The following is a 13,654-nucleotide window of genomic DNA, read 5'->3' as shown; positions in this document are numbered from 1 at the left end:
GCCGCCACGCGGTCGGATGGAGGGGGAGTCCGAGGGGGGCGACATGACGGCGCAGGTGGTGGTGGGTACGGACGGCTCGGCCCACGGGGAGGGCGCGGTCGCCTGGGCCGCCGATGACGCGGTACGGCGCGGGTGCGCGCTGCGGATCGTGTACGTGTGCGAACCGTGGACCTACGACATCCCGCTGCAGACCCCGCCCGGCTTCCGGGATTCCGTGGCCGAGCACTGCCGGGGGGTGCTGGAGAGCGCGGTCGCCGTGGTGCGTGGGCGCACACCCCACCTGGAGGTGGAGAGCGTGCTGCGGGAGGGCCGGGTGACGGAGATCCTTCGGCGCGAGGCCGAGGGCGCCGAGCAGATCGTGGTGGGCAGCCGAGGGCTGGGTGGGTTCACCGGGCTGCTGCTCGGGTCGGTCTCCCTGTCCCTGGCCGGGCACGTGGCCGCGCCGATCGTCATCGTCAGGGGGGCGTGGGAGCCGGCCCGCGGCCAGGTCGTCGTCGGTTTCGACGGCTCTGCCCACTCGACGGCGGCACTGGGGTACGCCTTCGCCGAGGCCGTCCGGCGCGGCGCCCGGCTACGGGCGATCCACGCCTGGCAGGTGCCCGTCATGGGGCCCGGTGCCATCGCGTACGCGCCGCTGGTCGAGGACATCTTCGCCGGTGCGCGGAGCATCGCCGCCGGCGCGCTCACGCCCTGGCGGGAGAGGTACCCGCTGGTCGAGGTGGAGCAGACAGTGGTGTGCCGGCACCCGGCCGCCGCCATCTGCGAAGCCTCGGCCGCCGCGGACCTCGTCGTCGTCGGCACGCGGGGAATGGGCAGATTCGGCTCGGCCCTGCTGGGGTCGATCAGTCACGGCGTGCTGCACCACGCGCACTGCCCGGTGGCGGTGGTCGGATCGTGATCGTCGCCCTGCCAGGCGGCCGAAGGTCCTGATCCCGGCACGGCTCGTCAGGAGGCTGGGAAAATGGGACGTTTGATGGCCGTCGCCCTTCTGGTGGGCACAGTGGCCGGACTGCTGGCCGGTCTCGCGCTCCGCCTGACCGGCGCGGAGGCGGCCGCCGACATCGTGTGGGCCTTGGTCACCGGCGTGTCACTGGTGCCCGCGACGGGATGGGTGGTGTCGGCGCTGCGGAACGGCCGGATGGGCGTGGACGCCATCGCCGTCCTCGCCCTGGCCGGAGCGCTCGCCGTGGGGGAGTACCTCGCCGGTGCCCTGATCGGCGTGATGCTCGCCACCGGGCGGGCACTGGAGGAGCACGCCCTGCGCCGGGCCCGCCACGACCTGACCGCCCTGTACGAACGGGCACCGCACTCGGCCCGGCGCTACCAGAACGGGGTGCCGGACCTGGTACCGGTCGAGCAGGTTCGCCCGGGAGACCTGCTGCTGGTCCCCAGCGGGGAGATGGTCCCCGTCGACGGCGCGGTGGCGGGCGATCTCGCGCTGCTGGACGAGTCGGCGCTGACGGGGGAGTCGGTACCGGTGGAGTACGCCTCGGGGGAGGGGGTGCGCAGCGGTGTGGTGAACGCCGGTGCCGCCTTCGACCTGCGGGCCACCCGGACCGCGGCCGACAGCGCCTACGCGGGAGTGGTGCGGCTGGCGCGGCAGACGGAGACCGACAGCGCCCCCGTCGTGCGGCTCGCCGACCGGTTCGCCTCCTGGTTCCTGCCGGTCACCCTGCTGCTGGCGGCGACCGCCTGGCTGCTGTCCGGCCAGCCGGTACGGGCCGTCGCGGTACTGGTCGTCGCCACCCCCTGCCCGCTGCTGCTCGCCGCACCCGCGGCCATCGCCTCCGGGCTGTCCCGCACGGCACGGCACGGCGTGGTGGTCAAGGGTGGTGGAGCACTGGAGCGGCTGGGCCAGGCACGCACGCTCATCCTGGACAAGACCGGGACGCTGACCGCCGGCCGGCCCCGGGTGATCGACGTCGTGGCCGCGCCCGGTGTCCGTACCGACGACGTGCTGCGCCTGGCCGCCGCGGTGGATCAGATGTCGTCGCACGTGCTCGCCGCCGCGATCGTCGACGCGGCCCGCGCGCGCGGTGCCGAGCTGCCGCAACCGGCCGAGATCCAGGAGAGGCCGGGCACCGGCACCACGGGGGTGGTGGACGGGCACCTGATAGAGGTCGGCAAGGCGACGACCTCCTCGCCTTCGGAATGGGAGCGGATCCAGCGGGCGCGGGCCGCGCTGGACGGGGCCATGACCGTCTGGGTGACGCTGGACGGCCGGGCGGCAGGGGTGATCCTGCTTCGCGACGCCATCCGGGCCGACGCCGCGCGGACGCTGCGGCGGCTGCGCGCCGCGGGCATCGAGCGGGTGGTCATGCTCACCGGAGACCGGGCCGAGGTCGCCGAGAGCGTGGGCGTGGTACTCGGCATCGACCGGGTGCTCGCCGAGCAGACCCCCGCGGCCAAGGTCGAGGCGGTACGGCGGGAGGCGGCCGACGCGGTGACCGTGATGGTGGGCGACGGGATCAACGACGCCCCGGCCCTGGCGGCGGCCGACGTCGGAGTGGCGATGGGGGCCCGGGGGTCCGCCGCCTCCACCCAGGCCGCGGACGTGGTGCTCACCACCGACCGCCTGGACCGGCTCGCCGACGCGATGGACGTCGCCCGCCGCTCCCGGCACATCGCCGTGCAGAGCGCGGCCACCGGGATGGCGCTGTCACTGCTGGCCATGGTGGCCGCCGCGGCCGGCGCCCTGCCACCCGCGGCCGGCGCCCTGCTGCAGGAGGGCATCGACATCGCGGTGATCCTCAACGCGCTACGGGCGCTGCGCCCCACCCGGGGAACCCGGCCGGTGATGGACTCCGCCACCGAATCCCTGCTGCGCCGCTTCGAGCTGGAGCACTCCTCGCTGCGGCCGACCCTGGAGCTGATCCGGGAGACGGCCGACGAGCTGGGCAGGACCCCGCCCACGGCGTTACTCGACCGGCTGCGAGAGGTCCAGGCGTTCCTCACCGAGCGGCTGCTGCCTCACGAACGGGCCGAGGAGCAGCGGCTGTATCCGGCCATGGGGCAGGTGCTGGGCGGCCCGGAGGTCGTGATGACCATGAGCAGGGCGCATGCCGAGATCGAACGCCTGGTACGACGCCTGGGAAGTCACCTGGCCCTCATCGAGGCCGGCGGGCCGCGCCCGGAGCAGCTCGACGACCTGCGCGCCTGCCTCTACGGCCTGTACGCCGTCCTGATCCTCCATTTCGACCAGGAGGAGGAGGCCTACTTCTCCCTGGCCGCCGGTTCGCCGGCGTGACCCGGCTCGGTGCCGGGACGAAACCCGGCGGAGGCGTGGGCGGTGTGCATTCCCTGTCACATCCGGTCGCCGCCCTGGTCGGACGAGGCGTGTCGATTTTCGCCGGCCCCGATCGACGCGTAGCTGGAAACCGGCGAGGATCGGTTCTCTGATCACCCGAAGGAGATATGAAGATGCGATTCCTGATGACCACCAAGGGCGGCGACGCGGCACCCCCGAGCGAGGCGGTTCACGCGGAGATGGCCGCGTTCGTCGAGGAGATGACCCGGGCGGGGGTGCTGCTGGCGACCGGCGGCCTGGACCCGGTCGGCCTCCACATCTCGGCCTCCGGTGGCGAGATGACCGTCACCGACGGGCCGTTCACCGAGACGAAGGAGGCCATCGTCAGCTTCGCGCTCATCGAGGCGCGCTCGCAGCAGGAGGCCATCGAGCTCTCCCGGCGCTTCTGGAAGATCATCGGAGAGGGTGAGGGCACCATCCAGCAGGTCTTCGGCCCACAGGACTGATCGGGCGCTTGCGTGCCCGGCCCGGCGGGTGCTGTGATCGAGCCCGTGATGTCCCGGGACGCCCATCGGGCGGTCGACGAGGTCTGGAAGATGGAGTCGGCGAGGATCATCGCCGGACTCGTCCGGATGCTGGGCGACGTGGGGCTGGCCGAGGAGCTCGCGCAGGACGCGCTCCTCGCCGCCCTCGAACGGTGGCCCGACTCAGGCGTTCCGGATAATCCGGGTGCCTGGCTCATGGCCGTTTCGAAACGTCGCGCCATCGACCACCTGCGGCGCGGCGAGCGGCTCGAGCGCGGGCACGAGCAGCTCGCCCACGAGCTCGCCACCAGGCCGGACGGCACCGAGGCCGAGACCGACGCGGCACTCGACGACGAGGTGGGCGATGACGTCCTGCGCCTGATGTTCGTCTCCTGCCACCCGGCGTTGTCCGCCGAGTCCCGGGTGGCGTTGACGTTGCGGCTGCTCGGTGGCCTGCGCACCGACGAGATCGCGAGGGCCTTTCTCGTCTCCGAGCCGACCGTCGCGCAGCGCGTCGTCCGGGCCAAACGCACCCTCGCCGAACTCGGGGTCCCCTTCGAGGTCCCCACGGGGCCGGACCGGGCCGCGCGCCTGTCGTCGGTCCTCGAGGTCATCTACCTGGTGTTCAACGAGGGGTACGCGGCGAGCGCGGGCGACGGCTGGATGCGCCAGGACCTCTGCCAGGAGGCGCTGCGCCTGGGCCGCCTGCTGGCCGGGCTCGCGCCCGGCGAGGCCGAGGTACACGGACTGATCGCGTTGATGGAGCTCCAGGCATCCCGGCTGGCCGCCAGGACGGGGCCGTCGGGGGAGCCCGTCGCGCTGCACGAGCAGAACCGCGGACGCTGGGACCAGCTCCTCATCCGCCGGGGCTTCGCGGCACTGCTGCGTGCCAGGCAATCCGGCGGACCTCTCGGCCCGTACGTGCTGCAGGCCGCCATCGCGGTCTGTCACGCGCGGGCCCGTACGGCGGAGGAGACCGACTGGGCGCAGATCGCCGCCCTCTACGAAACCCTCGTCAGGGTGCTGCCCACCCCGGTCGTGCAGCTCAACCGGGCGGTCGCGCTGGCCATGGCCTACGGTCCCGAGGCGGGGCTGGCGCTCGTCGACACCCTGGCGGCCGAGCCGGCGCTCAAGGGCTACCATCGGGTGCCCAGCGTGCGCGGCGACCTGCTGGTCAGGCTCGGTCGCCACGAGGAGGCCCGGCGGGAGTTCGAACGGGCCGCGGCGCTCACTCTCAACGTGCCCGAACGCACGATCCTGCTGGAACGCGCCCAGACCTGCGCGGACGCCGCCAGGCCGGAGAGCGCGGTCACCCTGGCCGAGGCCGCGAGTGCCTTCCTGGCCCGCGCCGACCTGGACGCCGCGACCGTCCGCTCCTACCGCCAGACCATGAGCCGGCTCCGCCGCGATCTCGGCGACGACATCCCGCTGCGGGGCGTGACCGCCGGACAGGTCGCCGAGGTCTTCGCCGCCGCCTGGGAGAGCGCCGCCGCCGCGACGTGGAACAGGCACCGAGGTGCCGTCCGCTCCTTCTCCTGCTGGACCGCGGACCGGGGCCGGCTGGGCGAGGACCTGGCCGCCGGGATCGGTCGCCGGCCCGAACCCCGGTCGCGCACCCGTCCCATGGAGCCGCCGCGCGTCGAGGCGCTGTGGAAGCGGCAGGATCTCGCCCCGCGCGAGCGCGCCCTGTGGCTGATGCTCCACGAGAGCGCGGCCGGGATCGGCTCGGTGCTCGCGCTCAACGTCGAGGACCTCGACCTGGCGGGGATGCGCGGCAGGGCGCCGGGGTCCCGCTGGATTCACTGGCGGTCGGGCACCGCCGAGCTCATTCCCCAGCTCGTCGCGGGCCGTCGTCGCGGCCCGCTGTTCCTGTCCGAGCGCAGGCCCGGCCCCGGCCGCCGGCCCGCCCCCGGCGACCTGTGCCCCGAGACCGGCCGCCGCAGGCTCTCCTACGAACGGGCCGAATATCTGTTCAAGCGGGCCACCGGCCACACCCTCCATCAACTGCGGAGCAGATGAACCGTCTCCGCGCGTTTCGGCGCCGTGCGCCCGATCAGGGATGCCGCTGCTCCAGTGAGGTGATCGTGAAGGCGGCGGCCAGCAGAGCGACCAGGTAGAGCGCGCCGCCCGCCAGCAGGGCGGTGGTGTAGCCGTCGGTCAGGGAGACCGGGAGCGCGGGGTTCTCGGTGGCCGCGGCGGCGACGGCGGCCAGGACGGCGAGGCCGAGAGCTCCGCCGATCTGCTGGCTGGTGTTGACCAGCGCGGAGGCGATGCCGGTGTCGCGGGGGGCGACGCCCTGGACACCGACGATCGTCGCGGTGACCAGGCACAGTCCCAGCCCGATGCCCGCGACGAACTGGGCGGGCAGCAGTACCGCGAAGTAGCCGGTGGCCGGGGTGAGGGCGGCGAACCAGACCATGCCCGCGATGGCCAGGGCCAGGCCGGTGACGATGACCGTCCGCTCAGGCAGCCGGGCCAGGAGCCTGGGGCCGAGGCCGCCCGCCCCGAGTCCGATGCCGAGCGCGAAGGGCAGGTAGGCGAGTCCGGTCCGCATGGGGCCGTACCCCTTCACTCCCTGCATGTAGAGGGTGAGAAAGAAGAAGGTGGCGAACATGCCCGCGCCGATGAGGAACATGACGAGGTTGGCGCCGACCCTGCCCCGATCCCGCAGGATCCCGGGCGGGAGCATCCAGGCCGCCGAGAATCTCCCCGCCGTGGTCGCGGTCGGCCAGCGCCGCGTCCACGCCCGCCAGCAGGGGGTCGATGGCGGCGTGCTCGGCCTCCATCGCCTCCAGCAGGGCGAGACCGTCCGGCCGACCGGCCAGCTCGTGCCGCATGACGGGCCAGAGCGCGACGTCCTCGGAGGTGTGGTGCACCCGTAGGAAGGTCGTCAGCTTCTCGGCCCTGAAGGGCCGAGCTTGCAGCTCCTCGCCGTCGATGGGTTCGACGGTTCAGGCCGCGTCGTCGGCAGCGTGACTCACTGCCCAGCTCGCAACGCCGCGTGCGGCGATGTTGCGGGCCGCGTTGACGTCGGCGTGCTCAGCGAAGCCGCACGACGTGCAGGCGAAGGTGGCCTGATCAGGCCGGTTCTTCTTGTCGATGTGGCCGCACGTCGAACACCCTTGGGAGGTATAGCGCGGGTCCACATGGACCACCGGCACCCCGGCCCGGGTCGCCTTGTAGGCGATGAAGGCGCCGAGCTGGGCGAAGGCCCAGGAGTGCAGCGTGACCCGCTGGGGCTTGCGGAGCCGTACCCTTTCGCGAAGGCCGCCCAGGTCTTCCAGGGCGATGCCGCGAGAGGTGCGTTGGGCCTCGGTCACGATCTGCTTGGAGATGCGGTGGTTGGTGTCGGCGGCGAAGCGTGCTTCCCGGCCGGAGAGGTTACGCAGGAGCCGCTTGGCGGATTTGGTGCCCTTGGCCTGGAGGCGCTTGCGCAGGCGGCGGTTGCGATGGCGGACCTGGTTCAGGTGCTTGCCTGCGTGGACGGTGCCGTCGTCGGTGGTGGCGATGTTGGCGATACCGAGGTCGACGCCGAGGAAGCCGTTCGGCTCGATCGGTTCGGGCTCGGGAATGTCGCAGGTGGCGTACAGGTACCACTGGCCGCCCCGGTAGACGAGGTCGCTCTCGCCCTGACGGTGCTCGGTGAGCGTCTTCAACTGCTCGGGGGAGCATGCGAAGGGGATGCGGCCGAAGCGCCCGCGCACGGTCCAGATCGAGACGGTGCGGGCGTCCATCTGCCAGGACAGGCATCGGTCGTCGAACGGCTGGGCGGCGTCCTTGCGGAACCGGATCGGCTTCGACTCGGCGGTCATTCGTCGCTTCGATCCCTCGCTGCCGTAGTTCCCGGCCTTCAGGTTCGCCTTCAGCGTCGCGTAGGCCCCGGCGGTCTTGCGGGCTGCGTGGATCGCGGGCTGAGCCGACAGGCCCATCTCCTTCAGCTCCCCGTACACGAGGCGCTGCAACGAGGTCTTGCCTTTTGTCCCGGTGTCGAACGCGCGGCGGGAGGCGTGGTTCGCGGCCTGGTTGCAGGCACGAAGCGTCTCCCGGAGGGCCGGCTCGGTGGCCTCGTCCGGGAGCAGCTTCACCTGCACCACGATCTTCACACCCGCATCGTAACGTCTTGTCCATGTCACCACGATGGGAATCAGATCCCCTGGTCAGGCGCGGCCAGAGCGTCGATGCAACCTTCATGTGCATCTCATCTTCGTCACGAAGTATCGGTGGGATGTCCTCGACGACGCCGTGCTCACCCGTTGCGAGGACGTCATGCGGGGCGTGTGCGCCCAGCTCGGCGCAGAGCTGCGGGAGTTCAACGGAGAGGACGACCACGTCCACCTACTCGTGCACTACCCGCTCAAGCTCCCGATCACGACCTTGGTCAACCGGCTCAAGGGCGTCTCCGCGCGCTACCTGCGCAAGGAGTTCACCGGCCGAATCGACCGGCACATCATGCACGGCCACCTGTGGTCACCCTCGTACTTCGCCGGATCCTGCGGCGGCGCACCGCTTCAGATCATCCGCGAGTACATCGAGAACCAGAAGCGGCCGCAATGACCGGTGGCGCTGCGCGCCACCGGGACCAAGGGTGCGATTCCTCCCGGCCCTGAAGGACCGGGATTCCTCGCAAAGATTCTTGTTGAACAGTTCCCAGCCGGCGGCCGTGCGCAGCACCCGTCGGGGGTCGTCGTCGGTCCGGGCCGTGATCCGGGCGATGCGCTCCAGTTCGGCAAGGACCGGGCCCCGGGAGGCGGAGGAGGACGACGCGAGGCGGATCCGGTTGCTCGTCACCGACCGGCCGCTGACCTCCCCGCCCGTTCGCCGCCGCCGGCACCCCGTGTCGAGGGCACCGGCGTCGTCATCAATGGGTCATACGGTTCGGCGTGGCTGCCTCGCGGGCCTCCAGCAGTTCGTCCCAGTGTTCCACCGACCACGCGCAGGCCGCGTTCATCGGTTCGAGCATGCTGCGTCCGAGAGGGGTCAACTCGTACTCGACCCGCTGGACGGAGCCGGCGTGGGCGGTGCGGAGAATCAGCCCGTCGCGTTCGAGCGACCTCAGCGACTGGGTGAGCACCTTCGCGGTGACCCGGCGCAGCGGGACGCGCAGCTCGGAGAACCTGCGCGGTCCCCGCTCAAGGCAGCGGATGATCATCCCCGCCCATTTGTCACCGAAACGGACGGGGGACAGGTCTGACGGGCACAACTCGTCGAACATGTCCGCGCGCAGTGGTGGCTCTGTCACGGCGCCCAGGGTATCCGGTGACCGGCTGCCCGTTGAGGGGGCCTGACGGCGGCTCCAACGCCTTCGTGGCCCAGCGCTCCACAACCTCCCCGAGATCGACGGCCGGCCCGGACCCGGTGTCGGCCGCTGCCGGCGACAGGGGGCCGATGACCGTCGCCGCGTCGCGGCCCCCGGAGATCCCCTCGGGTGTGGTTCCTTCGCGGGATTTCTGTCGGAGCGGTGAGATAGGTTCCCGGTTCATGATCGACTGTTTACCGGCCGGCACGGCCGCGTGGGAGCAGTGCGGCAGGGTGCCGGTGGTGCCGCCGGTCCGGCCCCGCAAGCTGGCGAAGGTTCCCTTCGTCGAGCTGGCGGACGGTCGGCTGCAGGGTGTCGTGTCGAGCGGCTCGGATATCAGCCGCGTCTACGTCTCCTCCGTCACCGCGGCCACCCACACCCACAGCTGCAGTACCAACAACAACCGTCCGTGCGGCGGCCTGTCCGGTTCCTACCCGTGCAAGCACCTGCGGGCCCTGACCGCCGAGGCCGTACTGCAGTACGGCCTCGACCGGGTGGCCCGTTACCTGCGGGCCGAGGTCTCCGAGGGGGCCGACCTGATCGACTGCCTGCGCGGCGGCCTCGGCCCCGCCCCCGCGGCCATGGTGTTCAGCCGTTTCCTGCGCCACCTGGCCTACCTGGAGCTGCCCGACACCACCGTGCCGATCCCCGAGCTTCACTGGTTTCCGGCCACGAGGGTGGTGCGCTGATGCTCGCCGCACAGCTGACCCGGCTGCGGGACGGCGAGTCGGCCGGCCTCGGGGAGGCGCTGGAGCTGGTGACCGGCTTCGACGAGGCCCTGGTGCACGGGCTGGCCCGGCTCTCCGAGCAGCACGCCGCGGCGCTGACCGCCCTGGCAGGCGCCTTCGCGCTCACCCCGATCGGCGAGGGGGCGGCGGAGGCAGTGGCCAAGGTCGTCTCCGGCTCGATCGCCGAGGAGCAGCTGACGATGCTGGCAGGCGGCCGGACCGCGCTGCTGGGCGCCGTGCACGACGCTCTGCTGGCCGAGCTGGACGAGGCGCTGGGGCGCGAACGCGCCCCGTGGCAGGCAGCGCCGATGCCCGAGGCGGACGGTGCGGGCAACCTGCTCGGCGCCGCCAGGTCCTGGCTGTGCGAGCTGGCCATCACCGGCTGGCGCGGCGTCGACCACGACCTCGTCTCGGCCTCGGACCAGACCATCGAGGCGCTGCTGGCCGTGCCGGAGCAGCGCAGGCAGGCGGTGCTGCTCGACGGCCTGGCGGCCGAGCTGCGCGCCTGCTGCCCGATCGGCACGATGGAGCGTCTGCCCGTACGGCGCTGGGCCGATCTGTGGACCCGGGCCCTGCTGCTGGCCAGGTCGGGCGGCCAGGTTGGCGAGCGTGTCGTGGCCGAGCACCTGTCGGGGCGGCTGCTGATCCTCGGCGTCGACGTGCACGAGCACGCCACCGCCGTACAGATGCAGGTGCACGGCGTGCTGGAACCCGCCGGCGGCGGCCGGGCCCGGCTGGTGCGCACCAGCGTGGCCGCCGCCAAGGTGGACACCATCGTCGGTCCCGCCGTCTGGAAGCTGCCGAACCGCCATCCCCGGCTGCTGGGCGCGCTTGCCGAACGGCGCAGCCTGGAGATCACCGATGTGCCCGTGCTGGCCGGCGGTGACCTGCTGTGGGATGACGATCGGGCGCGGGCCGGTGCGCCGGTCGACGCCTTCGCGGTGGCCAGGGTCTCCCTCGCCGGGGCGCTCGCGCCGGCCGCGCCACCCCTGGACCGCCACCCGGTGCTCATCGCCGAGCCGGTGCTGGTGACGGACTACAAGGTCACCCGTGACGGCTCGTTCGACCTGGGCGGCGCCGTGCTCGCCGTCGACACCGACGGGCTGCCCGCCTGCGGCCCGCTCACACCGAAACTGGTGGCCGGATCCTCGGAGTGCATCGGGCTGATGCGCTGGGACGGCGGCCGCTGGCTGCTGCAGCCGCTCGCGGTGCGGGCCAAGGTCAAGAGCGAGACGATCGAGGCGCACACCGGTGACTGGGCGCTGGGGCCCACCGACCCCAAGGTGGTCAAGGCCGAGGCCAGGGCGGGGGACGCGGTCGCCGTGCTGCGTGAACGAGCCGGACGGTTGCTGAGACGATGAGCCGGAACAGCGAGAACAGCACGGCGAGCGCCGAGCAGAACCGGCGTCAGGTGCTCTACTGGCGGCTGCTCGCCCGCCTCTTCGACAACGACGAGCAGCCCGCGCTGGAGAGCGCCAGCATGGCCGTCGTCGACGATCTCGGACTGCCCGCGGCGTTGCTCGACCCCTCGGTGTCCGTCGACACCCTGGTGCAGCGTTTTCCCGAGCTGGCCGCGGAGTTCCGGGACCTGCTCACGCCGGGGGAGCAACCGGGTGAGCGGGAGGCCGGCCAGGAGGTGCGCAGGGCGGCTTTGGTGTCGAAGCTGCTGCTCAACGTCTTCGCCACCGGGGCGGGTGAGGTCACCGCGACCCGGCTCGCGGCCTGGCAGCAGGACGCCGGCTGGTTCAAGCAGGCCCTGGGCTGTGAGGGCGGCCGCCAGGCCGGCGGTACGAGCGATGGCGCGGGTGGCGGCGCGGGTGACCGTGAGCCGGCCTCGGTGTTGGCGGGTCTGGAGGCCGACCTGGTCAGCCGCATGCGGTTGCGCGAGGTTCTGGCCGATCCGGTGCTGGCCAGGCGGCTCACGCCGAGCATGTCGCTCATCGAGCAGCTGCTGCGTGACAAGGCCAACCTGTCGGGGGTGGCGCTGGCCAACGCCAAGGCGCTGATCCGCAGGTTCGTCGACGAGGTCGCCGAGGTGCTGCGCACGCAGGTCGAGAAGACCAGTGTGGGCGCCATCGACCGCTCGGTGCCGCCCAAGCGGGTCTTTCGCAACCTCGACGTCGAGCGCACGATCTGGAAGAACCTCGTCAACTGGAACCCCGAGGACCAGCGGCTCTACGTCGACCGGCTCTACTACCGGCGCACCGCCAGGCGCACCACGCCGGCCCGGATGATCGTGGTCGTCGACCAGTCGGGGTCGATGGTCGACGCGATGGTCAACTGCACCATCCTGGCGTCGATCTTCGCGGGGCTGCCCAAGGTGGACGTGCACCTGATCGCCTACGACACCCGTGCGCTCGACCTCACCCCGTGGGTGAACGACCCGTTCGAGGTGCTGCTCCGGACCCGGCTGGGGGGTGGCACCGACGGCACGGCCGCCCTGACCCTGGCCCAGCCGAAGGTCTCCGACCCGCGCAACACCGTGGTCGTGTGGATCTCCGACTTCTACGAATGGAACTGCGACGCCGTCTACGCCGGCCTGGAATCCCTGCACCGCTCAGGCGTCCGGGTCATCCCGGTGGGTTCGGTGAGCAGCGGCGGCCAGCAGAGCGTCAATCCGTGGTTCCGCCAGCGGCTCAAGGACCTGGGCACGCCGGTGATCTCCGGTCACATCCGCAAACTCGTGTTCGAGCTGAAGAACTTTCTCACCTAGGAGCCCCTACCGATGACCAATGAGATGTTGCGCGCGCCCGCCGAGGTGAAGTACGCCGAGGAACTGGACTGGCTGGAGTCGGTCGACGACGGCCCCAAGCCGTTCTCCTGGCGGCTCAGCCCCCGCATGGTGCGACTGTTCGTGCTCGGCTCCGAGCGCTCCGACGGGCTGGAGCGGGAGATCTCGCAGAAGTGGTTCGGCGAGCGGAGTTTCGTCGAGCGCAGCATCGTGACGCTGGCCTCCGACCGGGGACTGCTGCTCATCGGCGACCCCGGCACAGGCAAGAGCTGGCTGGCCGAGTTGCTCGCCGCCGCCATCTGCCGCAACTCCACCCTGGGTGTCCAGGGCACGGCGGGCACCACCGAGGACCACATCAAGTACTCCTGGAACGTCTCCATGGTGATCGCCAAGGGGCAGTCCCGCGCGTCGATGATCCCCTCGCCGATCATGACGGCGATGGAGCGGGGCGTGATCGGCCGTTTCGAGGAGCTGACCCGCTCGACCAGCGACGTGCAGGACGCCCTGATCTCGATCCTGTCGGAGAAGTACATCTCCATCCCCGAGCTCGACACCGACAACATCGTGTTCGCCAAGCCCGGGTTCTCCGTCATCGCCACGGCCAACAGCCGTGACCGGGGCGTGAACGACCTGTCCTCGGCGCTGAAGCGGCGGTTCAACTTCGTCAGGATCCCGGTCGTGACGAGCAAGGCCAGCGAGGCGGAGATCGTCCGCTTCCGCACCACCGAGCTGCTGCGCCGCCATCGCATCGAGCTGGACCTGCCGCCCACACTGCTGGACATCCTGCTGCAGAGCTTCGCCGACCTGCGCGCCGCGGCGGCCTCGGCCACCAGCGAGGACGAGAAGCTGGAGTCGGCGCTGTCGACCGCCGAGCAGATCGGTGTGCTGGAGGACGCCATCCTGCACAGCGACTTCTTCGGTGATCGGACCCTGCGCGCCCAGACGCTGGGCGGCGCCCTGGTGGGCTCGCTGGCCAGGCGCGCCCCCGAGGACCTGGCCATCCTGAACAAGTACTGGCACGGGGTCGTCGAGCCGCGCAGCAAGAAGGAGGGCGGGGAGTGGACGGGCTTCCTCGAAGGCGGCCGCCAGGCGATCTCCACGCTGTCATGACCTCCTTCCCGCGACCCT

12 protein-coding genes and 1 pseudogene are annotated in these 13,654 nt (G+C 71.7%); 9 read left to right on the top strand and 4 right to left on the bottom strand.

The window, feature by feature from the left end; translation table 11 throughout:
- Positions 1-43: 43 nt before the first annotated feature.
- From ACFQVD_RS10395 to ACFQVD_RS10380, 4 genes are all read left to right on the top strand, one after another.
- Positions 44-898: a universal stress protein gene (locus ACFQVD_RS10395; protein ID WP_343980840.1), complete on the top strand. Its 855-nt coding sequence runs from the start codon at positions 44-46 to the stop codon at positions 896-898.
- A gap of 63 nt (positions 899-961) precedes the next feature.
- Positions 962-3,247, top strand: coding sequence for a heavy metal translocating P-type ATPase (locus ACFQVD_RS10390; RefSeq protein ID WP_343980838.1), 2,286 nt, complete (start codon positions 962-964; stop codon positions 3,245-3,247).
- A gap of 173 nt (positions 3,248-3,420) precedes the next feature.
- Complete coding sequence (locus ACFQVD_RS10385; RefSeq protein WP_343980835.1) at positions 3,421-3,753, top strand: YciI family protein; 333 nt, start codon at positions 3,421-3,423, stop codon at positions 3,751-3,753.
- 33 nt (positions 3,754-3,786) lie between these two features.
- Positions 3,787-5,790 carry an RNA polymerase sigma factor gene (locus tag ACFQVD_RS10380; RefSeq protein ID WP_343980832.1) on the top strand — a complete coding sequence of 668 codons (2,004 nt, stop codon included), beginning with the start codon at positions 3,787-3,789 and terminating at the stop codon, positions 5,788-5,790.
- A 34-nt stretch (positions 5,791-5,824) separates the two neighbouring features.
- On the opposite strand, the gene ACFQVD_RS10375 is transcribed toward ACFQVD_RS10380, so the two are convergent.
- The 3 genes and pseudogenes from ACFQVD_RS10375 to ACFQVD_RS10365 all read right to left on the bottom strand — a co-directional run bounded on the left by ACFQVD_RS10375 (position 5,825) and on the right by ACFQVD_RS10365 (position 7,874).
- On the bottom strand, positions 5,825-6,406 hold the full coding sequence (locus ACFQVD_RS10375; protein WP_343980829.1) for an MFS transporter: 582 nt from the start codon (positions 6,404-6,406) through the stop codon (positions 5,825-5,827).
- A 142-nt stretch (positions 6,407-6,548) separates the two neighbouring features.
- A pseudogene (locus ACFQVD_RS10370) lies at positions 6,549-6,647 on the bottom strand (hemerythrin domain-containing protein); the annotation flags it as partial.
- A 75-nt stretch (positions 6,648-6,722) separates the two neighbouring features.
- The gene (locus ACFQVD_RS10365; protein WP_343980826.1) at positions 6,723-7,874 is read right to left on the bottom strand and encodes an RNA-guided endonuclease InsQ/TnpB family protein; all 1,152 of its coding nucleotides are present in this window, start codon (positions 7,872-7,874) and stop codon (positions 6,723-6,725) included.
- 34 nt (positions 7,875-7,908) lie between these two features.
- Between ACFQVD_RS10365 and tnpA the strand changes: the two genes are divergently transcribed.
- On the top strand, positions 7,909-8,325 hold the full coding sequence (gene tnpA, locus ACFQVD_RS10360; RefSeq protein WP_343980823.1) for an IS200/IS605 family transposase: 417 nt from the start codon (positions 7,909-7,911) through the stop codon (positions 8,323-8,325).
- A gap of 304 nt (positions 8,326-8,629) precedes the next feature.
- Here tnpA and ACFQVD_RS10355 read toward each other — a convergent pair whose 3' ends face one another.
- Positions 8,630-9,010, bottom strand: coding sequence for a winged helix-turn-helix transcriptional regulator (locus tag ACFQVD_RS10355; protein WP_343980820.1), 381 nt, complete (start codon positions 9,008-9,010; stop codon positions 8,630-8,632).
- A gap of 239 nt (positions 9,011-9,249) precedes the next feature.
- Here ACFQVD_RS10355 and ACFQVD_RS10350 point away from each other — a divergent pair, with 239 nt between their 5' ends.
- The 4 genes from ACFQVD_RS10350 to ACFQVD_RS10335 are packed head-to-tail and all read left to right on the top strand — an operon-like array spanning position 9,250 to position 13,636.
- Positions 9,250-9,756, top strand: a complete 507-nt coding sequence (locus ACFQVD_RS10350; protein ID WP_343980817.1) for a hypothetical protein — start codon at positions 9,250-9,252, stop codon at positions 9,754-9,756.
- On the top strand, positions 9,756-11,156 hold the full coding sequence (locus ACFQVD_RS10345) for a hypothetical protein (protein WP_343980814.1): 1,401 nt from the start codon (positions 9,756-9,758) through the stop codon (positions 11,154-11,156). The genes ACFQVD_RS10350 and ACFQVD_RS10345 overlap by 1 nt, the downstream gene beginning before the upstream one ends.
- Positions 11,153-12,508: a vWA domain-containing protein gene (locus tag ACFQVD_RS10340; RefSeq protein ID WP_343980812.1), complete on the top strand. Its 1,356-nt coding sequence runs from the start codon at positions 11,153-11,155 to the stop codon at positions 12,506-12,508. Before ACFQVD_RS10345 ends, ACFQVD_RS10340 begins: the two co-directional genes overlap by 4 nt.
- A 12-nt stretch (positions 12,509-12,520) precedes the next feature.
- The gene (locus tag ACFQVD_RS10335) at positions 12,521-13,636 is read left to right on the top strand and encodes an ATP-binding protein (RefSeq protein WP_343980809.1); all 1,116 of its coding nucleotides are present in this window, start codon (positions 12,521-12,523) and stop codon (positions 13,634-13,636) included.
- Positions 13,637-13,654: the final 18 nt, after the last annotated feature.

Origin of the sequence: Streptosporangium amethystogenes subsp. fukuiense, assembly GCF_042665875.1 — a bacterium.
Taxonomy (GTDB): domain Bacteria; phylum Actinomycetota; class Actinomycetes; order Streptosporangiales; family Streptosporangiaceae; genus Streptosporangium; species Streptosporangium fukuiense.
Note: the sequence above shows the minus strand (reverse complement) of the source record. Positions and strands in the feature narration are given on the sequence as shown.

Bases quoted from the DNA above. Each gene is read 5' to 3' on its own strand.
- ACFQVD_RS10335 (WP_343980809.1), top strand. From the start codon at position 12,521: ATGACCAATGAGATGTTGCGCGCGCCCGCCGAGGTGAAGTACGCCGAG.
- ACFQVD_RS10390 (WP_343980838.1), top strand. From the start codon at position 962: ATGGGACGTTTGATGGCCGTCGCCCTTCTGGTGGGCACAGTGGCCGGA.
- ACFQVD_RS10350 (WP_343980817.1), top strand. From the start codon at position 9,250: ATGATCGACTGTTTACCGGCCGGCACGGCCGCGTGGGAGCAGTGCGGC.
- ACFQVD_RS10385 (WP_343980835.1), top strand. From the start codon at position 3,421: ATGCGATTCCTGATGACCACCAAGGGCGGCGACGCGGCACCCCCGAGC.
- ACFQVD_RS10395 (WP_343980840.1), top strand. From the start codon at position 44: ATGACGGCGCAGGTGGTGGTGGGTACGGACGGCTCGGCCCACGGGGAG.
- ACFQVD_RS10375 (WP_343980829.1), bottom strand. From the start codon at position 6,406: ATGTTCCTCATCGGCGCGGGCATGTTCGCCACCTTCTTCTTTCTCACC.
- ACFQVD_RS10340 (WP_343980812.1), top strand. From the start codon at position 11,153: ATGAGCCGGAACAGCGAGAACAGCACGGCGAGCGCCGAGCAGAACCGG.
- tnpA (WP_343980823.1), top strand. From the start codon at position 7,909: ATGGGAATCAGATCCCCTGGTCAGGCGCGGCCAGAGCGTCGATGCAAC.
- ACFQVD_RS10345 (WP_343980814.1), top strand. From the start codon at position 9,756: ATGCTCGCCGCACAGCTGACCCGGCTGCGGGACGGCGAGTCGGCCGGC.